The organism is Acinetobacter sp. YH12200 (assembly GCF_013418175.1).
Lineage (GTDB): Bacteria > Pseudomonadota > Gammaproteobacteria > Pseudomonadales > Moraxellaceae > Acinetobacter > Acinetobacter pseudolwoffii.
Map to the genome: position 1 here is coordinate 228,590 of NZ_VPCO01000005.1, position 26,042 is coordinate 254,631.

At 44.2% G+C, this 26,042-nt stretch carries 21 protein-coding genes, 1 rRNA gene and 1 pseudogene; 9 read left to right on the forward strand and 14 right to left on the reverse strand.

The genetic code is table 11. The features are described from left to right. Positions 1–34: 34 nt before the first annotated feature. Positions 35–769 (reverse strand): TorF family putative porin, encoded by a 735-nt coding sequence (locus tag FTU90_RS05250; RefSeq protein ID WP_085064601.1) that lies wholly within the window; start codon positions 767–769, stop codon positions 35–37. A 598-nt stretch (positions 770–1,367) separates the two neighbouring features. Here FTU90_RS05250 and FTU90_RS05255 point away from each other — a divergent pair. Further along, positions 1,368–2,714, forward strand: a complete 1,347-nt coding sequence (locus FTU90_RS05255) for an OprD family outer membrane porin (protein WP_159138522.1) — start codon at positions 1,368–1,370, stop codon at positions 2,712–2,714. Positions 2,715–2,811: 97 nt separating this feature from the next. Here FTU90_RS05255 and ppa read toward each other — a convergent pair whose 3' ends face one another. Both ppa and FTU90_RS05265 read right to left on the reverse strand, forming a co-directional pair. Further along, positions 2,812–3,348: an inorganic diphosphatase gene (ppa, locus tag FTU90_RS05260; protein ID WP_180072003.1), complete on the reverse strand. Its 537-nt coding sequence runs from the start codon at positions 3,346–3,348 to the stop codon at positions 2,812–2,814. 122 nt (positions 3,349–3,470) lie between these two features. Then, positions 3,471–3,869 (reverse strand): MAPEG family protein, encoded by a 399-nt coding sequence (locus FTU90_RS05265; protein WP_005094494.1) that lies wholly within the window; start codon positions 3,867–3,869, stop codon positions 3,471–3,473. Between the two features lie 100 nt (positions 3,870–3,969). Here FTU90_RS05265 and FTU90_RS05270 point away from each other — a divergent pair, with 100 nt between their 5' ends. Next, a complete protein-coding gene (locus FTU90_RS05270) occupies positions 3,970–4,350 on the forward strand; it encodes a hypothetical protein (protein WP_074383676.1) in 381 nt (126 codons plus the stop codon). Between the two features lie 50 nt (positions 4,351–4,400). On the opposite strand, the gene FTU90_RS05275 is transcribed toward FTU90_RS05270, so the two are convergent. The 6 genes from FTU90_RS05275 to FTU90_RS05300 form a co-directional block, all read right to left on the reverse strand. Beyond that, positions 4,401–6,077 (reverse strand): long-chain-fatty-acid--CoA ligase, encoded by a 1,677-nt coding sequence (locus FTU90_RS05275; protein ID WP_005094498.1) that lies wholly within the window; start codon positions 6,075–6,077, stop codon positions 4,401–4,403. Positions 6,078–6,228: 151 nt separating this feature from the next. After that, positions 6,229–8,448 (reverse strand): DNA topoisomerase IV subunit A, encoded by a 2,220-nt coding sequence (gene parC / locus FTU90_RS05280; RefSeq protein ID WP_159138521.1) that lies wholly within the window; start codon positions 8,446–8,448, stop codon positions 6,229–6,231. Positions 8,449–8,613: 165 nt separating this feature from the next. Next, positions 8,614–9,933: an MFS transporter gene (locus tag FTU90_RS05285; protein WP_005108434.1), complete on the reverse strand. Its 1,320-nt coding sequence runs from the start codon at positions 9,931–9,933 to the stop codon at positions 8,614–8,616. 130 nt (positions 9,934–10,063) lie between these two features. Next, entirely contained in the window at positions 10,064–10,708 is a 645-nt protein-coding gene (locus FTU90_RS05290; protein ID WP_005108433.1) for a trimeric intracellular cation channel family protein, read from the reverse strand. A 61-nt stretch (positions 10,709–10,769) separates the two neighbouring features. Next, a complete protein-coding gene (locus FTU90_RS05295) occupies positions 10,770–11,234 on the reverse strand; it encodes a YchJ family protein (protein ID WP_005094506.1) in 465 nt (154 codons plus the stop codon). Between the two features lie 73 nt (positions 11,235–11,307). Beyond that, complete coding sequence (locus FTU90_RS05300; RefSeq protein ID WP_159138520.1) at positions 11,308–12,885, reverse strand: TerC family protein; 1,578 nt, start codon at positions 12,883–12,885, stop codon at positions 11,308–11,310. 332 nt (positions 12,886–13,217) lie between these two features. Between FTU90_RS05300 and FTU90_RS05305 the strand changes: the two genes are divergently transcribed. Further along, entirely contained in the window at positions 13,218–13,838 is a 621-nt protein-coding gene (locus FTU90_RS05305; protein ID WP_159138519.1) for a TIGR00730 family Rossman fold protein, read from the forward strand. A gap of 66 nt (positions 13,839–13,904) precedes the next feature. On the opposite strand, the gene FTU90_RS05310 is transcribed toward FTU90_RS05305, so the two are convergent. Then, positions 13,905–14,879 carry a hypothetical protein gene (locus FTU90_RS05310; RefSeq protein WP_086044352.1) on the reverse strand — a complete coding sequence of 325 codons (975 nt, stop codon included), beginning with the start codon at positions 14,877–14,879 and terminating at the stop codon, positions 13,905–13,907. A gap of 335 nt (positions 14,880–15,214) precedes the next feature. Here FTU90_RS05310 and mdtD point away from each other — a divergent pair, with 335 nt between their 5' ends. The 6 genes and pseudogenes from mdtD to FTU90_RS05340 all read left to right on the forward strand — a co-directional run bounded on the left by mdtD (position 15,215) and on the right by FTU90_RS05340 (position 20,970). Continuing rightward, a complete protein-coding gene (mdtD, locus tag FTU90_RS05315) occupies positions 15,215–16,606 on the forward strand; it encodes a multidrug transporter subunit MdtD (RefSeq protein ID WP_005094513.1) in 1,392 nt (463 codons plus the stop codon). Positions 16,607–16,674: 68 nt separating this feature from the next. Beyond that, a complete protein-coding gene (locus FTU90_RS05320) occupies positions 16,675–17,454 on the forward strand; it encodes a GH25 family lysozyme (protein ID WP_159138518.1) in 780 nt (259 codons plus the stop codon). 58 nt (positions 17,455–17,512) lie between these two features. Next, complete coding sequence (locus FTU90_RS05325) at positions 17,513–18,529, forward strand: MBL fold metallo-hydrolase (RefSeq protein WP_159138517.1); 1,017 nt, start codon at positions 17,513–17,515, stop codon at positions 18,527–18,529. A 20-nt stretch (positions 18,530–18,549) separates the two neighbouring features. After that, entirely contained in the window at positions 18,550–19,605 is a 1,056-nt protein-coding gene (gene dinB / locus FTU90_RS05330; protein ID WP_074383683.1) for a DNA polymerase IV, read from the forward strand. Positions 19,606–19,827: 222 nt separating this feature from the next. Beyond that, a pseudogene (locus FTU90_RS05335) lies at positions 19,828–20,612 on the forward strand (hypothetical protein). A gap of 1 nt (position 20,613) precedes the next feature. Further along, the gene (locus FTU90_RS05340; RefSeq protein WP_005169082.1) at positions 20,614–20,970 is read left to right on the forward strand and encodes a RidA family protein; all 357 of its coding nucleotides are present in this window, start codon (positions 20,614–20,616) and stop codon (positions 20,968–20,970) included. Positions 20,971–21,023: 53 nt separating this feature from the next. Here the strand turns inward: FTU90_RS05340 and FTU90_RS05345 are convergent, their stop codons facing one another. From FTU90_RS05345 to rrf, 4 genes are all read right to left on the reverse strand, one after another. Then, positions 21,024–21,572 carry a DUF2726 domain-containing protein gene (locus tag FTU90_RS05345; RefSeq protein ID WP_159138516.1) on the reverse strand — a complete coding sequence of 183 codons (549 nt, stop codon included), beginning with the start codon at positions 21,570–21,572 and terminating at the stop codon, positions 21,024–21,026. A 399-nt stretch (positions 21,573–21,971) separates the two neighbouring features. After that, positions 21,972–24,383: a YgiQ family radical SAM protein gene (locus FTU90_RS05350; protein ID WP_005169087.1), complete on the reverse strand. Its 2,412-nt coding sequence runs from the start codon at positions 24,381–24,383 to the stop codon at positions 21,972–21,974. A gap of 224 nt (positions 24,384–24,607) precedes the next feature. Continuing rightward, positions 24,608–25,801: an MFS transporter gene (locus FTU90_RS05355; protein ID WP_005094523.1), complete on the reverse strand. Its 1,194-nt coding sequence runs from the start codon at positions 25,799–25,801 to the stop codon at positions 24,608–24,610. Positions 25,802–25,937: 136 nt separating this feature from the next. Continuing rightward, positions 25,938–26,042: ribosomal RNA gene (rrf, locus tag FTU90_RS05360) — 5S ribosomal RNA — on the reverse strand; the annotation flags it as partial.

The following is a 26,042-nucleotide window of genomic DNA, read 5'->3' on the forward strand; positions in this document are numbered from 1 at the left end:
GGCGACCTAAGGTCGCCTTTTTATCTAAAGAGAATTAGAAGCTATAACCCAGTCCGAATACGACTTTATTCTTTTGTTTTTCATCAAAACGGTCATAACCACCCAAGATATAATTCATGCTTGCAGTTACACCTGTGTCACCAAGTGGCTTGCTTAAACCGATGTCAAAATGACGGAAACCGAAACTTTCCGTAGTTCCTTCAATAAAGTCACCTGATTTTTCATAAGCATATAAGCCTAAAGCTGTATCCAAGCTGAAATCTTGTGGTAAAGCATAGCTATAAGTGGCTTTTAAATAGGTATCACCTGCATTGCCCCAAGTGGTATCTTCAAGAAGGGTTTGTGCTGTAACGCCCAAATCTTTATAGCTCATACCCAATAACAGCTCAAATCCATCAGAATTGACATCAGATTCATAATAATAGTAGTAAGTCGTACCGATCGTTAAACCTAAGTCATCATTGACTGCGTGGCTATAGCCAGCATAGAAGTTATTTTCGAAAGCATCACGTCCTTCTTCAGACAAAGTGTAATCTAGCGTAGATCCCCACCAACCTGCATAGAAGCCAGACGCATGGTTATAATCGAGTCCACCTTGTAAGGTAGCGCCGCTATTTTCAGGAATGTTAGTAATACCACGCAGGTTATAGCTTGAAAGTACGCTTATATTTCCAGATACCGTATGTTCAGCAACAGGTTCTTCGGCAAAAGAAAAAGAAGATACAGCGCCCAATAAAGCAAGAGATAATACTTTTAATGTTAATTTCATTGTGTGGCTCCCCCCAGATCGTCTGAGACGTTTTTATGATCATTGATTAAACTCAAGCTCAAAATTTGCAAGAGCTATGCCAATCTGGATAAAAGGAACCAAAATAATAAATCCAAAAAGACAAATAAAACTTAAGTTATTGTTTTTAATTTAAAATTTAAATTATAAAAAACTGAATTATCTAGGCTTTCTTTTAAATAAATGTATTTAAGGCTATTTCATCACTTTTTTAATACTTATACATAATCATTTACAATTTGCCCCATTTTGATTCTATTTTTGTAATGATTAAAATTTGTGCTAAAAAATAGTGCGTAATTTTTGATCATATTTTTCGCACGTTTCAAAATAAACAAGCTGATCACATTCATTTCATCACTTCAGAAATATCATTTATACCTGTCAATAGAGTTATGTTTTTACTCACTTTTTACCGACAGGTTAAAAATTAATCACCTCAAATCCTGGCTATTGTTTAATTTGAGTTAAAAAAATCTAAACTTTAGTGGAATATATCCAATAAAAAATGACATTTTTTCAGCATTTCTTATACAATTCCTAAAAAATTCTGATCAATTTGTATAAGGCTCTCTTCCCAATGCAAAATTCAAAAAAATTAACATTAGCAGTTTTGATTCAGGCTGCTTTGGTTTCTACCGCTTTCGCTAGCGAGCAAAGCGAGTCTAAAGGTTTTGTAGAAGATGCTGAAGGTTCTGTACTTTTCCGGACTGGCTATTTGCACCGTGATAAAACCAATTACACTGATAACCAAACAGGTGAACGCAAAGTTGTTAATGACACAAGCTCAGCTGCTCAAACTGCGATCGTTAAATTAGACTCTGGTTTTACCAAAGGTGTAGTCGGCTTTGGTGCCGGTATTATTGGTGATGCATCTTTCAAATTGGGTGAAAATGCACATGCCGGCAATGACATGATTCCTCAACATCCCGATGGTTCAGCTTATGATCACTGGGCACGTGGTGGCGCATATGTAAAAGCACGTGTTTCAAACACGACTGCTACTTATGGTACTCAGGTTTTAGACCTACCTGTACTTGCAAGCAATACTGCGCGTTTAGTACCTGAATACTTTACAGGTGTATTGGTTGAAAGTAATGAAATCGAAAACTTAAGTCTAGTTGCTGGTAAATTTACTGAAAACCAGCGTTCAAGCCAGATCAAATCTGATGGTAATGAATTGGATCGCGCAGTAGTTTGGGGTGCAAAATACAAATTTAATGATGCAGTTAATGCTTCTTACTATGGTACAGACATTAAAGACCGCCTAGAACGTCATTATGTTAATGCAAACTATAATTATGCATTGGCGAATGGTAGTACTTTAACTCATGACTTTAGTGGTTATCATACTGATTGGGATAAAAAGTCAGATGGTGGTGCATACACTTATTCGCATACCACAAATGATCTAAATAAGTTAAGCAACAATATTTGGGCAATTTCTACGACCTATAATAAAGGCCCACACAATGTCATGCTAGCTTACCAACAAAATACAGGTAATACAGGTTATGACTATGGTTTAGGTCAAGGTGTAGGTGATGGTCATCAAACCATTTATATGCCGAACTCATACCTGTCTGACTTCATTGGTAATGATGAAAAATCAGCACAGCTTCAATACACTTACGATTTCAGTGCAATGAATGTTCCTGGCCTATCTTGGACTTCTGCATTTGTATATGGTTGGGATATTGATGTTGCTAATCAAAATGATCGCTCTCAATTAATCACTGGTGATGCTCAAGAACGTGAATTCTTTAATCAGGTAAAATATACAGTTCAATCTGGTTTTGCTAAAGATACCAGCTTACGTGTACGTCACTCATACTACCGTGCGAGTGATGAATACCAATACGGAAACTACATTGGTGACACAAACGAATGGCGTATCTGGTTAGATATTCCTGTGAAATTATTCTAATTAACTCGAAGTTCAAACCATAAAAAAACCTGCACAATGTGCAGGTTTTTTCAATTTAAGCTTTAAAAATTTAAAATCTTAAACTAACGCAAAGCAATTATTTGTTTGCTTCTGCATATGCAGCAATTGAGTCCAGTACTTCTTGTTTCGCAACATCAGCACCTTCCCAACCGCTTAACTTAACCCATTTTCCAGGCTCTAAGTCTTTGTAGTGCTGGAAGAAATGTTCAATCTGGCTAATCAACAATGACGGAAGATCAGTATATTCCTGAATATCTTTGTAGATTGGAGTCAATTTGTCGTGTGGAACTGCAACCAGTTTCGCATCAACACCACCATCATCTTCCATGTTCAGTTTACCAACAGGACGGCAACGGATCACAGAGCCTGGCTCTACTGGGTGTGGCGTTACAACCAATACGTCAAGTGGATCACCATCAAGAGAAAGTGTATTAGGTACATAACCGTAGTTTGCTGGGTAGAACATTGCTGTACCCATGAAACGGTCTACGAATAATGCATCAGAATCTTTATCAATTTCGTATTTGATCGGTGCTGCATTGGCAGGAATTTCGATAATGACATAGATGTCGTTTGGCGCATCTTTACCCGCTGGGATATTGCTGTAGCTCATAGCATCACTCTTTAACAAGTTATATCTTTTAAAAAACCGCGACAATTATAACGGTTTTTAAAGAAATGTTTGGATTTTAAAATATCGAACTGTAAATATGTCCGCGAACTGTAATTGATTGCTTAAACGATCTTGATGATCAGCAGCAATAAAGCCACAGGACATAAGATTGAAAGCAGCCAGACGATCGAACGTAAAGTCGCCCAGTTGGCCAGATAACAAATGCCGTACAACACACGAAATACCAGATAGGCTATCCCGAAGGTCATGACCAGGGTTTGAGGAACCACCATATATTCAGCCATTAAAATAGCGGCAATAAACAATGGTAAACTTTCAAAACTATTTTGTTGAACCGCATTGGCACGGCTCGAGAGCCCGGTTGATTTTGCTAAAAACTCTCGTGGGTTCTGATTGTCTTTTGCGCTAAAGCCTGCCGATTTCTTTGCAATCAAAGTAAATACATAAGGCAAAAGACAAGCGGCTAAAATGAGATAAATCACCCCACTAATGCTGTGCATCTGTTTTTTCTCATGAAAATTTTATATCTATCATAGCATGGTGTTTCGTGAATAAATTTTGTTAAATAGAGTGTTTTTTATTACTTAAGAAGGATTCACTATGGTCGCGCCTGAGCAAAATGAAATGTTCGATGTCCTCGATAAACAGCGCCAGCATCAACGTCAAGTGGATCGCGTATTAAAAATCGTGCTGCCGATTGTGGCTTTTTTGATGGCCGTGATTTGTGCCAATATGAATATCTGGTCGCCGATCTTTAGCTTTGCCATTTTATGGATTGCCTTTTATGCCGTCGGCATCAAGCGCATGCCAATCTGGCACTGGGTGGTAGCCATTTTGGTCTATTGTGTGGTCGACAATATTCTGAGTTATGGCAACTTTAACCAGACAGGATTTACCCGCCAATTTGGCACCATGTTTATTTTTCTGGGAGTAGTCGGTGTAGGACGTCCTTATTTTGACCGCTGGCTCATGAAAAAATAAAAACCTGCAAATAAAAAAAGCGCCATCAGGCGCTTTTTTTAATATCGAGTTTAAGCTGTTTTACGTAAATCTTTACGCAGGATTTTACCCACGTTCGATTTCGGTAATTCGTCCATAAACTCCACATAGCGTGGACGTTTATAACCGGTCAGATTTTCTTTAGCGAAGGCCAAGACTTCTTCTGTGGTCAAAGACGGATCTTTTTTCACAACAAACAGTTTCGGTACTTCACCAGATTTTTCATCTGGCACACCAATCGCAGCCACTTCCAGTACTTTTGGATGGGTTGCAACAACTTCTTCAATCTCAGATGGATACACGTTAAAACCAGACACTAAAATCATGTCTTTTTTACGGTCTACGATTTTCACATAACCACGTGAATCCATGACACCGATATCACCAGTACGGAAGAAGCCATTAACCATGACTTTTTCAGTTTCGTCTGGGCGGTTCCAGTAGCCTTTCATGACCTGAGGACCACGGATTGAAATTTCACCTTGCTCACCCAGTGCAACTTCATTGCCGTCATCATCCAGAATCGCCACTTCAGTTAATGGCAATGGAATACCGATGGTGCCACTGAATTCTTCAGAAGCAGGCGGGTTTGCCGTTGCAACCGGAGAGGTTTCAGACAAGCCATAACCTTCAACAATATTGGTTCCAGTGAGCTTTTTCCACGCTGCTGCTGTAGAAGGAAGTACCGCCATACCGCCGCCCATCGCCATTTTCAATTTGCTATGATCAAGCTGTTTGAACTCTTCATTGTTCACCAGCGCATTGAATAGTGTATTCACTGCCGGGAAGAAAGTCGGCTGGTATTTACGTAGTTCCTTCATCACCGCAGGAAGATCACGCGGATTCGGAATCAGGACGTTGGCCTGACCTTTATACATGCCATAAAGTGCGCACACCATGAATGCAAAGATATGATAAAGCGGCAAGGCACAGAAAATACGGTCATCTGGCTGGCCATCTTGTGCACCAAACTTACTCTGGAAGATCCCGTCACACTGCAACATGTTCGCAACCAGATTACGATGTGTCAGTTCAGCCCCTTTCGATACGCCGGTAGTACCACCAGTATATTGTAGAACCGCGGTATCGCTCAGGCTCAACTCAGGACGTTTGTAATTGCTCGGGCTAATTTTATTTAATGCCGTATTGAATTTCACGTGGCCTGGAATGTCCCAAGCTGGAATCTGCTTACGCACAGAACGCAAGACAAAGTTCACCAGAGTTCCTTTCAAAGCACCCAGCATATCGCCTACAGAAGCAATAACCACATGTTTTACCGGGGTTTTACCCAGAATCGCTTGGTAAACAGAGGCAAAGTTCTCAATAATCACCAGGACTTCAGAACCTGAGTCATTGAGTTGATGCTCAAGTTCACGCGAAGTATAAAGTGGATTGACGTTGACCAGTACCAACCCTGCGCGGAAAACCCCAAGTGCCACGACCGGATACTGAAGAACGTTTGGCATCATCACCGCCACACGTGAACCTTTTGCCAACCCCAAGCTTTGTAAATACGTTGCAAACTTACGGCTCGCCTCTTCCAGATCATTGAAAGTCATGGCCTTATCCATAAAGATAAAGGCATCACGCGAACCAAATTTTTGGAAATTACGTTCAAAAACATCGACTAGAGAAGTATTCTCTGCCGGTAATTCTACTGTTTCCGGAATCCCTGTCTTTTGGTATTCAGCCAACCAAATTTTTTCCATAATGCCCATCTCTCCAATCATAATCCTTAGTGTTTTCAACTGTTTTTTTCAATATCACACGCCATTTTTAGACTTGTATATGTGCAATATTGCATCCATCTTGTTGAATCGTTGTTCATATATAACGTATTTTACAGGATGGATGCTAGTCTTATCTTTGAATCAACAGTTTATTTGCTTTTTGATATCCGCGTGGTAAAAGCTGTCCTTTTGCACCGCGCTTGCCGATATATTTCTGCAAATCATCCCCTTTTAATTTTAACTGCTGTTGTCCTGCAAGCACTTGAATTATTTCATCAAGCTTCAATATTGTCATGGACAAAATTTGATCACCACCTTCAAGTTGTATCAATTTATTTCCTTTACCTTTGTTCAATACAGGCAATTCTGCTAAATCGACAATCAACAGGCGTCCTGCTGAACTGAGCAGTGCAACATGCGTGGCATCTTCGAGTGGCTGCAGGCTCATGACTTGCGCCCCATCGGATAAGTTCAGGAAGGCCTTCCCTGCTTTGGCATTGGTATCCAGCTGTTTGGCCTGCGTTTTAAAACCATAGCCCTTGTTACTCAGCGCCAGGACTTCCGTCTCATCCTCTGCAACAAAGACCTGTTTAAAACCGATGCCGCTGGCAGGTGATAATTTTGAACTTAAAGGTTCACCCAGACCACGCGCCGATGGCAGGTTATTGATTGGCAAGGCATAACTACGTCCCGATTCATCCAATACATAGACACGCTGATTGGATTTGCCCTGTGCGTGGCTGAGATATTGATCACCGGCACGGAAATTCAGATTTTCAGCGTCGACATCATGGCCTTTGGCACAGCGAATCCAGCCGGCTTCTGACAAAATCACGGTCACAGGATCGGCTGGCAGCATCTCATTTTCATTAATCGCAGCAGCTTCGGCACGTTGCACCAGTGGCGAACGGCGATCATCGCCAAATTTCTTGGCATCATCTTTCAGTTCATTGATGATCAGCGCTTTTAAAGATTCCGGATTGGCCAGCTGTTCACGAATCACCGCAGCCTTCGCTTCCAGTTCTTCCTGCTCACGGCGCATTTCCATTTCTTCAAGCTTGGCCAAATGACGCAATTTCAGCTCCAGAATGGCTTCGGCCTGAATCTCATCAATGCCAAAGCGTTCCATTAACACGGGCTTGGGCTGATCTTGTTCACGAATAATCTGAATCACTTCATCGATACTCAAGTAGGCAATGATCAGCCCCCCCAGAATATGCAGGCGTTTTTCGATTTTGTTCAGATGATATTGCAGACGACGGGTCACCGTGGTTTTACGGATCTCGATCCATTCCAGTAAAATGCGACGAATCGATTTCACCTGTGGACGGCCATCAGCACCAATCATATTCATGTTGACACGGTAGCTCGATTCCAGATCAGTGGTGGCAAATAAATGACTCATCACCACTTCGGCATCAATCCGGTTAGAACGCAATACAATCACTAAACGGGTTGGATTGGCATGATCCGATTCATCCCGTACATCGCTGACCAAAGGCAGTTTCTTGGCCTGCATCTGGTCGGCAATCTGGGTGATGATTTTGGAGCCTGAGACCTGATATGGCAGTTCGGTAATCACAATCTCATTTTTATCGACGGTATAGACCGCGCGCATACGATAACTACCACGACCTGTGACCTGAATTTTTAACAGTTCAGCCGGTGGGGTAATAATTTCTGCTTTGGTCGGCAAGTCCGGCGCAGGAATATATTCTGAGATTTTTTCATCGGTCAGATTCGGGTTACGAATCAGGGCAATGGTGCCTTTAATCACTTCACGCAGGTTATGCGGCGGAATGTCGGTGGCCATACCGACGGCGATTCCCGTTGTACCATTTAAGAGAATATTCGGTACACGTGCCGGCAAGTTCACCGGCTCTTTCATCGAACCGTCAAAGTTGTCCTGCCAGTCACAGGTACCCTGACCCAGTTCAGACAGTAACAGTTCACTGTACTGAGACAGTTTGGCTTCGGTATAACGCATTGCGGCAAAAGACTTCGGATCATCGGGTGAGCCCCAGTTGCCCTGTCCTTCAATAAACGGATAACGATAGCTAAACGGCTGTGCCATCAGCACCATGGCTTCATAACAGGCCGAGTCACCATGCGGATGATATTTACCCAGTACGTCACCGACGGTACGTGCAGATTTCTTTGGTTTGCTGGTCCATTTCAGGCCCAGCTCACTCATGGCATAGACAATACGGCGCTGTACCGGTTTCAGGCCATCACTGATGTGCGGTAATGCCCGATCCATAATCACGTACATGGCGTAATTCAGATAAGCTTGTTCGGTAAATTCTGCTACGGAGCGGTTTTCTGTCGCATGATGCGCAAGGCTTGTCATAACAACCTATAGTCCTAAATAATTCGTTTTTGTATCAATGTTTCTTATGCTATGTCGCGGCTGGGGATGACACAAGAGCATCAAATGCCTCAGCGCGACAATTTGTGTCTTATGGCCTAAAAATATCCACTTTATAGACCCTAAGCAACTAAAAATTCATCAAGTTTATAAGCCCATCGACTCAAGGGTCTTGCCTTTGGTTTCTTCACCCAAAACCAGAATCACGATTGCAACGGCAACCAGAACCGCAGTAAACATGGTGAAGACATAACTGAAACCATTTGGCATGCCCATCAGATGGGTGACAGCAAAAGGTGCTGCGATGCCCCCAATTCGGCCTACTGCGCCAGCCCAGCCTGAACCAAAAGCACGGATATTGGTTGGATATTGTTCTGGTGTATAGGTATAAAGCACGCCCCAGGCACCCAGATTAAAGAAGGACATCAGACAGCCCCAGATCACAATTTCGGTGACACTGCCCGACTGGCCAAAGAAATATGCCGAGATGGCACACATGCCGATGAAACCTGCCAAGGTCGGTTTACGACCGAGCTTTTCGACCAGCCATGCTGCCACCAGATAACCGGGCAACTGCGCTAAAATCATAATCAGCACGTATTCAAAGGACTGGACGATGCTATAGCCTTCTTTGACCAGCAAACTTGGCAACCAGGTAAAGATGCCATAATAAGAAAATATAATACCGAACCAGATCAGCCACAGCATGAGGGTACGACGCGCAAAGATACCCGACCACAACTGGGTAAATGAAATATACTGTTTCTCTGCGACCGGCTTCACTTCAAAGATTTCATAAACTTCAACGCCGCATTGACGCTCGATCTTTTTCACCAGTGCCGAAGCTTCTTCTACACGGCCACGGTTAATCAGAAATGGAATAGATTCCGGCACCATTTTCCAGATCACAATCGCATATAGCGCAGGCAGACCACCGATCAGGAAAGCGGTTTGCCAGCCAAAATCCGGAATGACAAAGCGCGATACCAGAGCCGCAACCAACCAGCCCAGTCCCCAGAAGCTTTCCAGCAATACGATAAAACGGCCACGCACATGCGCAGGAATATATTCACTGACCAGCGTCACTGCCACGGGTAACTGTCCACCCAGACCTAAACCGACGATAAAACGAAACACCAACAACCAGGTCAAATTCGGTGCAAAAGCGCAGGCCGCTGTAGCCAAGCTATAAATCACCAGTGTCACAGCGAATACGGTTTTACGGCCGAAACGGTCTGCCAGACCACCTGAACAGATTGCACCGATTGCCATACCAACAAAACCAATCGACACTACCCAGCTTTTTTGATCCGCAGTCATCTGCCAGTCTTCAGCCATTTTTGCCAGAATAAACGAAATCAATCCGGTATCCATGGCATCAAACATCCAACCGAGTCCAATCACCACCAGCAAGGTGTAATGAAACCGACCAATCGGTAAGCGTTGTATGCGAGAAACTAAATCCATAACAAAAATCTCTGATCAGGTGGAACGGGAGATGCTGCTTTCTCAACAGGTAGGCTGCTTTGTATTTTTTATACTATGAATTAAGCTGAATGCGGCTATTTTTTATAGCCGCATTCATGACGATTACAAATCAGGATTCGTCTTTGGAAGATGCCGAATGTTCATCATCTTCTTTATAAATGAATTTTGGCATTTCCAGTCCAAAATAGATGGCGATCAAACGCAAGCTAAAGCCGAAAATCAGGGTGGAAAGAATGGTCAGGTCCTGCGACAAGCCGTAATGGCTACAGAGCCAGTAAAAGATCACTGAAACAAAAGCAATACTGGCATACAGTTCACGACGGAAAACCAAAGGTACATCATTACATAGGATGTCACGCAAGATCCCGCCGGATACACCGGTCAAGACACCTGCAACGGCACTCACCACAAAACCATGTCCCATTTCCAGAGCAATCTGGCAGCCAATAATGGTAAAACCAATCAGACCCAAGGCATCCAGTACCAGGAAGACATTACGTAACTGGCGCATCCATTTTGCAATCAGGATGGTGACGAAAGCAGCGCAACAGGTCAGCACCAGATATTCGGGGTGTTTGACCCAGGTTAAAGGATAATGTCCAAGCAGAACATCACGGACCGACCCACCACCCAGTGCCGTAACACAGGCAATGATCATGACACCAAACCAGTCCATGCTGCGCCGGCCAGCGGACAGTGCCCCGGTCATCGCTTCAGCGGTAATTGCAATAATATAGATGACGGTCAGTAACATCGCCCTGCTTCCACCTGAGGCTTTGAGATGGCGCTTATTCTAAGCTAAATCTATGTGAAAGTTATAAAAATCCCGCACAACATTGCTTAAATTTTTTCCCCGAGCCACAAATACAAACCTGTTTCATGCTGAGTTTCTGCTCCGTGGTCGGGTCCAGAAAATACCAGTGGCCTTCAAATTTTACAAAATGCGAAGCTTCATGATGCACTTGTGCCTGCTTGCCATCATGAAAATGCGCCTTAAACTCGACTAAGGCGTGATTTTTATCTAATTTTTCATTGGCTTGAACAATCTCAAGCTTTAACCACTGATTGGCTTTACTCCAATCACTAATGGCTTGCAAATCCAGTGCCTGCTGCTGACCCAGCGCAGTCGTGGTTTTGATGTAATCGATTTCATGCTTGGCAAAGGCACTATAACGGGAACGCATGAGTTGCTGTGCAGTCTCTGCAACCTGTTGTCCAGTATGTAAGGGCTGACAACAGCTATGATATTCACCTTGTCCGCATGGACATGCTTCTGACATTTCAGTTCCATAAAAATAGCCCGACAATGCGGGCTATTTTAGCAAACTTTACCAACCCAACGCTGACTATAGTTTAGTCTTGCGCAGGAAGCTGCGGAATGATATGCACTTTATCAATCTTATGACCGTCCATGGTCACCACCTCAAAGATATGCCCATCTGCTTCAAACTTTTCACCGCTGTGCGGTAAACGTGCCATATGGAATAACACATAGCCAGACAGGGTCGAATATTCTTCAGTTTCATTGACCAGATCACGATCCAGCAGCAAGGAAACGTGACGAATATCGGTGGAACCATCCAGAATCAGGCTGCCATCATCCAGACTTTCTGCTGCCACTTGCAGCTCATCTTCATCTGGAAATTCACCGGCAATCGCTTCAAGGATATCAATTGGGGTGGCAATCCCTTCAATTGAGCCATATTCATTCAGCACAATTGCCATCTGTAAGGGCGCTTGACGCAATTGATCCATCACCATCAGTACCTGAGCATTTTCATGTACGATGACTGGCTCACGTAAATGCTTTTCAAAGTCCAGCACCCCAGTTTCGATATATTCATTCAGGACTTTATGGGTCAGCACCACACCGGCAATATTGTCCAGTTCGCCGCGAGCGATGATCAAACGCGAATGGCTCATCTGCAACAATTGTGCTTTGATGCTGTCGGCAGCATTGTCCAGATCGATCCATTCCAGTTCAGGACGCGGCGTCATCACCGATTTTACCGGACGTTCAGACAGACCCAAAACTCCCTGCACCATGACACTATGATAGATGCCATTGTCATCATTAAAGACTTCATCGGCAAAGGCACGGGTTGCCAGAACATCTTCCGGTTCAGACGAATCATTGTCCTGAGCAGGTTTACCACCCAGCATACGCATCACGGCAGAGGCAGTACGGTAGCGCATATCCGTGGTGGTCACCATTTTTTCCTGATTGCGTTTCATGGTCTGGTTAATAAATTCGACAATCACCGAGAAGCCAATTGCAGCATACAGATAACCTTTCGGAATATGGAAACCGAAGCCTTCCACCACCAGCGAGAAACCGATCATCATCAGGAAGCCCAGACACAGAATCACCACGGTCGGATGTCTGTTGACAAAATCCATCAGGGCTTTGGATGCCCAGAGCATAATCCCGATGGCAATAATCACGGCAATCATCATCACTGACAGGTCTTTGACCATACCTACTGCAGTAATTACGCTGTCCAATGAGAATACGGCATCCAGCACCACGATCTGGACAATCACCATCCAGAATACTGCATGGACCGGATTTTCTTCTTTAATGACCGGTTTGGCTTCCAGACGCTCATGCAGTTCCATGGTGCCTTTAAACAGCAGGAACACCCCACCAAACAATAGAATCAGATCTCGACCCGAGAAAGCATGATCAAATATATGGAACAGTGGATCAGTAAGAGTGACCACCCAGGCAATCGAAGCCAGCAAGATCAAACGCATCACCAGGGCCAGCATTAAGCCCACAATCCGCGCGGCATTACGTTGTTCTGGTGGCAGTTTCTCCGCCAAAATGGCAATAAAAACCAGATTGTCGATCCCGAGTACAATCTCAAGAACAATTAACGTGAGTAAACCGACCCAGGCTGAAGGGTCCGACATCCATTCAAAGATCATACGCTTGGCTCCTGAAGCTCAGGACTGCAGCATTGAATGAACCGAGACTGTAATGAAACAGCATAATATTTTTGATATTGAACAATACCAATTACTTGACGGCGATTTATAGCGTTACACGGCCAACGACCACTACCCATTTTCGTTCTATTGTTGTGAAACCAATTTTCAGTATATCAAGATCAATTTGAAATTCACCTGTTTTCATGGCTGTTTATCGATGAATTTTGCTGAGCCCTATTGCAGTGAAAATGTAGCCGCACACAGAATTGTCATATTTATTAATTAAGCTAGAGTCACCAGAAAGAAAAATGATAAGGTGAAGAAAATAAATGCAAAGCGTAATTCAAATGACAGATTATTTTAAAGACAACTCCCCAAAAACAACTCGCCCTCTAGTGGCACTCTATTGTGGTTCACGTGCAGGCAACAAACCGGTTTATTTAGAAAAAGCCATTCATCTCTCGCAAGGACTGGCAGAACATGGCTTCGGGCTGGTCTATGGTGGCGCCAGTATTGGCCTGATGGGACAGGTCGCGGATGCCATGATTCAGCATGGTGGTGAAGCAGTCGGGGTGATTCCCGAATTTATGCTGGATTATGAAATTGCCCATAACCAGCTTACCGAATTACATGTTGTCACCAGCATGCACCAACGTAAGGCCATGATGGCAGATCGTGCCTGTGCCTTTGTGGCCTTGCCAGGCGGACTGGGAACCTTTGAGGAAATCCTGGAAATTGCCACCTGGGGTCAGCTGAACCAGCACCAGAAACCGATGATGCTGTATAACGTTAACGGTTTCTATGATGCCTTGATTATGCAGCTGGACCGTGCAGTCGAAGATGGTTTTTTGCCTCCCCAGCATCGCGCCAAACTGATCATTTGCGAACACGAAGAAGAAATTTATACAACTTTAACCAATTTAGGCCATCCGCAAAGATTTGTGGTTTAAACCGTTCCAATTAATAAAAAAGCGAGCACCTGGCTCGCTTTTTTATTGGATTTTTAATATCAGGACTTATTGACCATAATTCGTCACGAACTCGTAAAACATCGGCAAAGTTGTTGCCAGAATGACAGACATAGCCAGACCGAACATCAGTTTCATGGCATCTGCACTGACATTACGTGAAGTACGATGTTTGTTGACTTCATCCAGAATCATCGACATGGCAAATTCACGACCTGCGAGTAATCCCAGGAATACCCAGGTGGTACTCATTGGAATGTTGCTCCACTCTTTAAAAACTAACAGGATAATGGCATACATGAAGTCAATAATCGTTGCAGCACGAATGTCGGTGACACCGGTTTTGGTGTCGACAATGTTCTGGATCGCCCCGCCACGTTGATACAGAATCACACCCAGCAAGACCACGAATACCGTAATCGCAAACATCAGGAATTCAAACGGCACCTGACGTGGCACATACACGAAGATGTTAGCCAGATCCTGAATCAGCCATTGACTCCACAGGAAACCGGTAGAGACCCACTGCAAGCCCATCCAGACCTTGGAGTGCTCCTGATGACGTGTCTTGGCAAAATGGCGTGCCAGCTGCTTGACCACAAAACGATAGATAACAATCGCCACGATAAAGGCGACGGCATAGCCCATCATCGATTTGACCATCATCGAGCCCAGGCTGGCAGGAGAGAAAATCGTAAGCACCAGGAAGGTGGTACTGACTGGAATCCCGTATCTGGTCAGTAGTAACAGGAGAATAGGCGGCACAATGTACAACCAGGTAATGCCACCTTCAGGGAAAGGAATCGTTTCTAAACGACCGTATGAGGCATCACCCACCCCAGATGCATACCAACCATAGACCAATACGACAATTAAAATTGAGCTGATATAAATCCACAACACCCACCATGGGCGATGTGAATTCGAAGAAATAAATGTCCCTAGGGTTTGAGGTACATCATTTCCGACAATAGAGTAAGCGGCTAAACAGAAGCCGATCACCATCAAAATCTCGATTGTCATAAAAACAAACCTATACGCGAGGAGATTTCAGCATTGCTGAAAAGTTGGCCTAAGATTATGACGGTTTTATTTCATTTTCATGACAATTTTGTCATATTTTCATTTGATGAAGATGAAATTGGCAGAAAAAACTGTTTATAAACAAAAAAGTACTGCTTTAATTTTATTTTTATCGCTCTTTACAGCTATGGAGCACCGATCTGATAAATACTCACTTTGTTATGAGTTTTACACTTATAACTGATTTATATCTTGCAAAAAAGTTCACACGTATTCACTACACCTGTGCCTTACTCTTCCTTTAAACTATTCAAAATTTTCAGTTTTCCAGAATTATGAATGCCACGCCTACGCATCAAGCCTTAGATCCCGAATTCAGACTGCTGGTCTTGTTGGTATCGATCGGATTTTTTATGCAGGGGCTGGATACCACCATTATTAATACAGCTCTGCCCGCGATTGCACATAACCTACAGGCCGATCCTTTACGCATGCACAGTGTTGTGGTTGCTTATGTCTTGTCTGTGGCAGCCTGTATTCCCTTGAGTGGCTGGCTGGCAGACCGTTTCGGCGTCAGAAATATCTATTTTGCTGCAATTATTATTTTCTCTTTGGCCTCTTTGGGCTGTGCCTGGTCAGATAGTCTGAATGAATTACTGGCTTATCGGATCTTGCAAGGAATGGGTGGCGCCTTACTGCTCCCCGTCGGCCGTTTGGCCATGCTCAAGATCATTCCCCGTACCCAGTTTCTGGCCGCCATGAGCCTAATGAGTCTGGCCGGCCTGATTGGCCCCCTGATTGGTCCAACTCTTGGGGGCTGGATGGTGGAATATCTGTCCTGGCAATGGATTTTCCTGATCAATCTGCCGATTGGCTTACTGGGAGCGCTGATTACTTTTAGGGCCATGCCGAATGTCATTGAACCGCTGGTCGCTCGCTTTGATTATTGGGGCTTTGTCTTGCTGGTTGTGGCCATGGTGGGACTCTGTCTGGGAATTGAAAATTTTGCCAGTCCACAAAATTCGCTGTGGTGGAGTCTAAGCCTGATTCTGGCCGGAATCTTGGCGGCCTTGATGTATGCCTATCATTCGCATACGCATAGCAATGCCCTGTTCCGCAGTCGGCTCTTTAAAAATAAAATTTATGCGATTGGCATTCTGGGGAATTTTTTTGCCCGTCTTGGCGGTAATTCGATTCCGTTTTTACTCCCCCTTATGTTGCAAGTCGCCTTTGGTTTTGAGCCCTTTATTACCGGTCTATTGATGATTCCAACCGTACTCGGCTCTCTGGCGTCTAAACCGATTATCCGAAAAATCATTCAGCGTTTTGGTTATCGTCGGGTTTTGCTGGTCAATACCTTATTGGTGGGTTTATGTATTGCCAGTTTTGCCCTGACCACGGCGGACACCCCGATCTGGCTGCGTGCAATTCATTTCTTTATCTTCGGCATTTTAAATTCCCTACAATTTGTATCGATGAATACCCTGACTTTAAAGGACTTAAGCCAGCAGGATGCCAGTAGCGGCAACAGTTTCCTGTCGATGATCATGATGCTGTCAATGAGTATCGGGGTGGCGCTGGCAGGCACCCTGGTCAACATGCTGAGTGCCTATTACGGCGCTGACAATCTGGTGGCTGCTTTTCATGTGTCACTGATCTGTTTGGGCTGTATCAATATTATTGCGGCTTATACTTTCTGGCATATTCCTAAAAACACCCCTGTTTAATACGATATATTAACGCCAGGCGAATGCAGCCTTTTAAGCTCAGGTTTAGATACAGGTAAGAACTGAAAATGCAAAAAAATCTGGCTCTGAACAGATTCAAACAGCCGCTTTTCATCGGGCTTGGCATTCTGATCGCCGTGATGATTATCGCCATGATTTATCTTTGCCTGATGAAAGCCCCTTCTGCGCATGCAGCAGATTATCCGATCCAGGGTTTCGATGTATCACATCATCAAAAAGAAATTCAATGGCAGCAGATTTCGCCGGAAAAATACCGTTTTGTCTATCTGAAAGCCACAGAAGGTGGTGACTTTAAAGATACGCGTTTTCAAGAGAACTGGCTCAAGGCCCGGGAACGCGGCTTTCTGGTTGGTGCCTATCATTTCTATCGGCTTTGTCGCGATGGCAGCATTCAGGCACAGAACTTTATCGACTCCGTCCCCAAGCAAGCCAATGCTTTACCGCCGGTGATTGATCTGGAATATGACAGCAATTGCATCAATACCTATTCCAAAGAGCAGCTTCTAAACGAAATCCAGATCATGCACGATGCCCTGCAAAAGCATTATGGCAAACAGCCAATTTTCTATATTTCTAAAGCATTTTATAATATTGTATTGGCAGGATATTTTCCAGAAGTGCCACTCTGGGTACGCGAGTATAAGGGCCTGCCCGATTTAAACAATCAGCCCAAATGGACCTTCTGGCAACATAGCAATCAGGGTAAAATTCCCGGCATTAATACAACTGTGGATCTGAATGTGTTCTATGGCTCAGAACAGCAGTGGCTGGATTTTCTGAGAATGAATGCAATTGCAGTACCATCATCTACTCATCAGGCCAAATAAAATCGATCGATTGAAAACAAGCGCTTTATAAAAGTAGAAAAATAAGGAAATAAAAATCTTGAAATGGATTAAAGGTATTTTACTCGGTCTGGTGATTGTTCTGCTGCTCAGCGTGGGTGCGCTGGCTTATCTACTGCAACCTTCAGGCAAGCTCAGTGACTTTCAGAACTGGCAGCCGCAAAGCAGTTCCTCTCGTTCTGGACTAAACGTTAAATTTTTCGGTGTTTCCACCCTGTTGCTGGATGATGGTCAGGATCAGATCCTGATAGATGGTTTCTTTAGCCGGCCGTCGTTGTCGCAAGTGCTTAGCGGTCCAATTCAGAGTGATAGCGTGCTATTAAGGCAGCTAATTCAAGAGCATGAACTGCACCGGGCCAAAGCCATTCTGGTCAGTCACTCGCATTATGATCATGTTCTGGATCTACCGGCTTTACTGGAAATGCTTCCTGAAACCGCTGTCATCGGTTCACCCACTAGCCTGAATATCGCCCGGGCAAATCCCAAAGTAAGTCCGCAGCAGTTACACTCCGTCACGCCTGAGCAAATACAGCACGTCAACAAATTTCAAGTAACCGCAATTCCTTCACAACATACGCCAGCCACAGCGGTAAATGATGACCTAGGCGAAGAGTTATTCCAACCTTTAGCCCTGCCGGCCAAATTTTCCGAATTTAAGGAAGGCGGCAGTTTTGATTACCTGATTGAGCATTCAGGACACAAGATTCTGGTCAAGGCCAGTACCGGATTTATCCCGGATCAATTTAAAAACCTGCAGGTCGATACGTTATTTTTGGGTATTGCCCAGCTCTCCAGACAATCCAATGACTATCAGCAGCACTATCTGGCTGAAACCCTGCAAACGCTCAAACCCAAAGTGGTCATCCCGATACATTGGGATGATTTTTTCCAGCCTTTAAGCCAGCCGCTACAATTTTTACCCCGCCTTGCAGATGACACGCCAAAAAGTTTAAATCTGCTGATTCAGGCCGCCGAGGCACAAGGCACTAAAGTCATCCTGCTCAGCGGCCCACAGCCTTACTTACTCCGCGAAACGGTCTCTTCCCAAGCAGATTAAAGCCCCTTAAGATAGCGGCTATGCGCAAAATTATTCATATCGATATGGATGCGTTTTATGCCTCGGTCGAGCTGCGTGAACGTCCAGAACTCAGACACCTGCCTGTGGTGATTGCCTCGCATCATCCCCGGGCGGTGGTTGCGGCTGCCTCCTATCCGGCACGCGAATATGGTCTACGTTCTGCCATGTCGATGGGACAGGCGCGCAAGCTCTGTCCGCAGGTCATCGTAATTGAGCCGGACTTTGCCAAATACCGTCAAGTTTCTGCACAGATCCATCAAATTTTCCAGCAATATACCGCCCTGATTGAGCCTTTATCGCTAGATGAAGCCTTTCTGGATGTCACAGAAAATTTACAACAGATTCCGAGTGCTACCGAGGTCGCCGTGCGGATTCGGGAGGATATTGTTCAAGTGACTGGACTGACTGCTTCTGCCGGCGTGGCACCGAATAAATTTCTGGCCAAAATTGCCTCGGACTGGCACAAACCGAATGGCATCTGTGTGATCAAGCCCTCACAGGTGCAGCGTTTTATTCAGAATCTGCCGCTGAAGAAAATTCCCGGGGTGGGTAAAGTCACGCAGGAAAAACTGAAAAGCCTGAATCTGGATACCTTGGGTGACTTACAACAGATGGATGAAGCCATTCTGATTCAGCATTTTGGTAAATATGGACGGCGGCTGTTTTTATATGCGCAAGGCATTGATGAACGACCAGTCGAAGTAGAACGGGAACGTCAGCAGATTTCCAAAGAGACCACCTTTGATGATGATCTTTATTTAAATCAGTGCCATTCTTATTGGGAAGCTTTAGTTGCACAACTGTGGCAAAGCTTGCAAAAAAAACAACTTTCGGCTCGCGGCGTGACGGTCAAATTAAAGCTCAAGAATTTTCAGGTGATGCAACACAGTAAAAGTTTTAAGCAGCTCTTGCGCAGTCCGCAAGAATTAGCACAAGCCTTGGACTTACTATTGGATGATCTGCATATCGCGCCGCAGATGCAATTCCGGCTGATCGGTGTCGGCGTCTATCAACTCAGCGCCCCCGAGACTGAAACCCAATTATTACTGCTCTAAACGACTTTTGTTCATGTTTTGAACATCAGTTTAAAAATACAGCAACTTTATTTTTATATTTTGATTTTTTAGAGTACTCTATCTGCGCAATGCATTATCCATGTATATGCTGAGATGCTGAAAATCACCTTTACTTTCAGCATGCTGTCCTGTGATTGGCGTGACGATCAAATCCGAATATTACAGGGCAACTCTGATGTAACTCATGGACTTCCTTCCTGCATGTCTTCTGTAAATCTTTCTGTGGTTCAAGAACAATACGCGTAAAGCTGCGCTGTCTAGTTTTGTGGGTGCTATTGTCGATTGGTATGATTTTCTCCTTTACGGCATTGTTACAACCTTAATTTTTAAAGATCAGTTTCCACAGCATTGGTGAGAATATGGACACTCTGGCGGCATTGGCCACTTTTGGTGTTGGCTTTCTGTTTTGCCCTTAGATGGCATGGTCTTTGGTCACGTTGGTCACTAGCTTGGCCATAAGAAAATGCAGGTCTTAACCGTCGTCCTGATGGGAATTTCTAGCAATTACTTGGGCATGGACAAACAGTTCTTCTGGAATATCACCTTGATGGTCGGTGCAATCCGCTGTTTCAGCATTCCGTTTTTTGCCTGACGGGTGGATACATTTCATCATCAAAAAATGTGTGGCTAGAATAGTTTGATTGGTGCGCTCTCGGCCTTTTCATTCTTTATGGCACTCGATGCACAAAACACCTGAATGATCATTGTCGACATAATTTTACTGGCAAATGTTGCATACGACAGGGTGGTCAGGGCTCATCAACCGATTTTCACTTCCCTGTTCGGTACCGAATATCGCTACAGCGGTGCCGGCGTTGGCTATCAGATGGGCAGTATTATTGGTGGTGGTTTTACCCCCATTTATTGCAGCAGTACGGGTGATTTGGGCAGACGGTTCATGGCATTATATTGCCCTCTATCTGGCAGTGGGTTGCTTGCTGACCGCACTGGTCGCAGCCCTGGTGCCCAAAACGCAGGATGAATAATATGACAGTGGAACGCTTACATATCTCGAAACGCTTTTCAGAAATTGCCATTGCAGGCAATCTGGTACATCTTGCCGGGCAACTGGCCACAGATGTTGAGCTGGATATCAAAGGTCAAACCCAACAAACTTTAGATATTATCGACCAGTTTCTGGCAGATGTCGGTACAGACAAAAGTCACATCATGTCGGTGACCATCTATTTAAAAGACATTGAAAAAGATTATGCGGCATTTAATGAAATCTGGGATGCATGGGTGGCTGATATCGAAGCATTACCTCGTACCTGTGTCGAGGCAAAACTTTATGATCCACGGGTTTTGGTTGAAATGACAGTCGTGGCCGTCAAACCAGAATAATGTGGCAAAATCGATATGCATAAAAAAGCATGCTCATGGCATGCTTTTTTATTTTAACCTACTGCTTTGATTTTACTGCGCTCTAAATCTGAATATAAATAATACTTTTTCAGATCATTGCTGACCGTATATTTGGGCATTTTCTTCATTTGCGCTTGCTCCTGCAGAAAATCTTGCCGCAACTGGTAATATTCCGGCACATCATCGTAGCGAATCACCCGATAACCGGCCATACTCAACAAGGCATCCTGAAAACCAGTCTGCTGTGGACGCTTCAAGATTAAAGGATCATCCACAGCCACAATGGCTATAATCCGATGCTGTTGATCCATAATCACAAAATCTGCAGTCAGGTTGCGATATTTATGTCGCGTCCGGTTAAATTTGGTGGTCATTAAGGCGTCATAGGACACATGGGCCAAAACAATATATTCAGGTAATACTTCCTTCAAGCGCGTGAAGGTCAATTGCTCATTCAGGTTAAAAATAGCACGCTGCTTTAACGCGCTGTCTTGTGGTTTGGAATTATTTCCGAGCGTTTTCCATGCCATGAGCACGACACAGAAGAGCAGGAAACTCCCAATCATAATATAGGTGGTCATGCCTCAATCCTTGCATTCTTATCATCATTTTTGTTTTATTGTGGTGCAGTATAAACTCACACTTTATTTTAAATAGGTCTTACAACTAATCTGCTTAGATACCCATACAACCGGTATCAAAACCTGATTCTGCGTTACCTAAAATGACATCTTTCCCTATGTCAATGAAAGTGGATTTAAGGTACTGATAATGCACTCTAAAACATCCCTAGAATTGATCGCAATACAAATCTGCCCAACTGTAGAACAATTCCGATAAAGTGTTATTTTTATATCACTTTTAAGCCAGACTTAATGTAAATAATACATCCTTTTACATTTTTCAGTCCTCGTTTCAAGCTACGTTACTTTACCTAAGTGCTAAAAAAAGACACCGAAGTGTCTTTTCTATTAACTCAATTATGCACGTGATTTAGGCTTTGCTTTCGGCTTTGATCCACCAAATGGTTTTTTGGCATCCCCTGTTTCACGCGGCGGTAGGCCTGTGTGCTGGGTCAGGATTTGACCACGCTCAGGACGCTTCTTGGTATTTGAAGGACGGGACTGAGCTTGTGCAGCCTTGCCACGATTTCCCTGCTCACCGGTACGTTTCTGCGAATCACCCGCCACTGTCGAGTTTTTCTTGCGCGCAGACTGGTATTGACCTTCTGCACTGCCAGCAGGCTGATAAGTCGGAATCAAATGCTGTTTGGAGTTACCAATCAAATCCTGACGACCCATTTCTCTCAGAGCTTCACGCAACAACGGCCAGTTGTTTGAATCATGGTAACGCAAGAAAGCTTTGTGCAGACGACGACGTTTATCACCTTTGACAATATCTACTTGCTCAGTATAACGTGCCACTTTGGCAAGCGGGTTTTTACCGGTGTAATACATGGTGGTAGCCGTTGCCATCGGTGATGGATAAAAGGTCTGTACTTGGTCAGCACGGAAACCGTTCTTCTTCAACCAAATCGCAAGATTCATCATGTCGTAATCGGTAGTCCCCGGATGCGCTGCGATGAAATAAGGAATCAGATACTGTTCCTTGCCGGCTTCCTTACTATAACGTTCAAACATCTGTTTGAAACGATCATAGGTTCCGATTCCCGGCTTCATCATTTTATTGAGTGGGCCTTTTTCGGTATGTTCCGGTGCAATTTTTAAATAACCACCGACGTGATGGGTTACCAATTCTTTGACATATTCAGGGTTTAAAACCGCTAAGTCATAACGTAAACCAGAACCAATCAAGATCTTCTTAATACCCGGTAATGAACGTGCTTTACGGTATAACTGGGTCAATGGTGCATGATCGGTATGCAGGTTCTGACAAACGCCCGGGAAGACACAGGATGGTTTACGGCAGTTCTTTTCAATCTCTGGATCTTTACAGGCCAGACGGTACATGTTGGCTGTCGGGCCACCTAGGTCTGAAATAATCCCGGTAAAGCCCGGCGCCGTATCACGGATTTTTTCCACTTCACGCAGAATCGACTCTTCAGAACGGTTCTGGATAATACGACCCTCATGTTCTGTAATCGAACAGAAGGTACAGCCACCAAAACAGCCACGCATGATATTCACAGAGAACTTGATCATGTCAAACGCTGGAAAACGCGCTTCACCATAAGCAGGATGTGGCAAACGTGCATAAGGCAGGTCAAACACATAGTCCATTTCTTCCGTGGTCAACGGAATTGGTGGCGCATTTAGCCAGACATCACGTTCACCATGCTTTTGTACCATGGCACGGGCATTGCCCGGATTGGTTTCTAAATGCAAAATTCGGTTGGCATGGGCATAAAGCACCGGATCTGCAGCCACTTCTTCAAATGCAGGCAAGCGAATTACGGCCAGTTCACGCGGTGGTAATTTATGTTTAATTGCTTTTGAAGCGGGTTGTAATTGCACGATTTGCGTATCAGGATCTAGCTCATCGCCGGCCCGCACAATCGGATTGGCGACAGGCTCTTTCTGGAAACCTTGATATTGAGTCAGACTATCTTTGTCTTTTTCAATTTCACAACCTTCCAGATCTTCAGTCATCACATAAGGGTTAATGATTGGATCGACACGGCCAATCGCATCGACATCATTCGAGGCAATTTCGACAAACTTTGCTTTCGATGCACGGTTATGTTTATTGACAATGAACGCAGTACCGCGAACATCGGTAATCTCGTGAATTTTTTCGCCACGCGCCAGACGATGCATAATTTCGGTAATTGAGCGTTCGCCATTGCCGTACATCAAAAGATCGGCTTTTGAGTCCATCAACACTGAACGACGGACTTTATCTGACCAGTAATCATAATGTGCAATACGACGCAGAGAAGCTTCAATTCCACCTAATAATACAGGCACATCTGGATATGCTTCACGGACACGCTGACAATATACAGTTGCTGCACGGTCTGGACGTTTATTTGGCTGATTATCTGGGGAATAGGCATCATCCGAGCGGATTTTACGGTCGGCGGTATAACGGTTGATCATGGAATCCATGTTCCCTGCCGTTACCCCCCAAGCAATATTCGGTTTACCCAGAACGCGGAACGCATCCACGTTGGTCCAGTCTGGCTGTGCAATAATACCGACACGAAAGCCTTGGGCTTCTAATACCCGGCCAATAATACCTGAACAGAAAGACGGGTGATCAATATAGGCATCGCCACAGACCAGAATAAAGTCACAGCTGTCCCAGCCGAGTTGATCCATTTCCTCGCGTGACATCGGCAAAAAAGGCGCAGGGTCAAAACAAGACGCCCAATATTTGTCGTAATCAAACAACGCTTTTGGCGCAGTCTGCATGGTATAAGCAGTAGACATGGCTAGCAATTCTCGGCTGGCAGATGATAGGAGATCTAAAATAAGATCACAGATGAAAGCCGATCATTTTACCATGAATTAGACCCAGCTTGCTTGATTATAATTTATACAAAATCAGGAACTAAGCGAATCAAGGCCTGGTCATCATCAGAATTGAAAGCAAAATGATCCGCAAGATAAATGCACAGGGTTTATTTTATAGAGAAAAATCTAAATACGATGTTCTAATCTGAGCGGAGCTTGAAACTGAATGCCAGACCACTCAGCAACAGTAGTGTAATAAATGCAGTTAATCCACTCCAACCATAATTTTCCCAGACCAGTCCACTCGAACTGCCCAACACACTAGAACCGAGGTAATAACAGAATAAATATAGCGAAGAACCGACTGCCCGATATTGTAGCGACTGGATCGACACCCAGCTACTTGCAGTAGAGTGCGCCGCAAAAAATGAAAAAGTGAAGATTAGTAATCCGATAAAGACCAGAGCCAGCTGGTTGAGCAGCATGAGCGTTAATCCAAGGAGCATCATCAGCATCATGACGACCAATGTCTTGAATTTACCATAATGCCGACCCCAATGTGCTGCTCGGGGGGAGCTATAAATACCAGCCAAATATGTCACCGAAATTAAACCAATCCAGGCCTGTGATAATTCAAAAGGTGCCTGAAGCAAACGATAGCTGAGATAATTAAATATCGAAACAAAACAGCCCATCAGGATAAAACCTTGCAGAAATAAAATCCGAAGTTTCGGATCGGCCAGATTATGCCTGAATGAGTTTTTGAATCGATTAAACTTGATCGGATAAGCCTTAAAATGTTGCGATGCCGGCAATAGATAATAAAATAATCCTGCAATACAGATATTTAAAATACCAATTATCAGAGTAGCAGATTGCCAGGAGATAAAATCAACTAGAACTCCGGCAATCAAACGCCCTCCCATACCGCCAATTGCCGTGCCAGAAATATATAAGCCCATGGCGAAACCGATATCTTTTTCGGCAATTTCTTCCCCGATATAAGTCATGGCGACTGCCGCCACACCACTGACACAGAGACCAATCAAGATCCGAATCAATAAGAATACCGACCAAAGAGATAGTATCGAACTGAGCATTAACAAAATTGCAATCAATGCCAGGGAGCAGACCATCACCGGTTTACGTCCGAAACGGTCTGAAATCAGTCCGGTAAATAGCAAACCAATGGCTAAGGCAAGAGTAGAAAGTGATAAGGGAAAACTACTTTGAGTCGGACTGACCTGAAAATAATCTGCCAAAATGGGCATCATCGGCTGTAGGCAATACAAAGATGAGAAAATGGCAAAGCCGGCAAGAAATAAGGAAAAAAGTACTGCTTTAAATGCGGTAGTACCATATTCAATATGGCTAGAAGATGAATTTGAGGACATATCCGCTCCTTAGATAGATCCAGTATACGCCTTTCGCTCATTTTTTCTGTGGAGATTTCATCTGAGTGATCACCTAAGCCTTTCTTCACGCACAAAAAAACACCCCCTGCATAAGCAGGGGGTGTTTCGAATAATGAGCTGGCGATGACTTACTCTCACATGGGTAACCCCACACTACCATCAGCGCAAAGAGGTTTCACTTCTGAGTTCGGGAAGGGATCAGGTGGTTCACTCTTGCTAT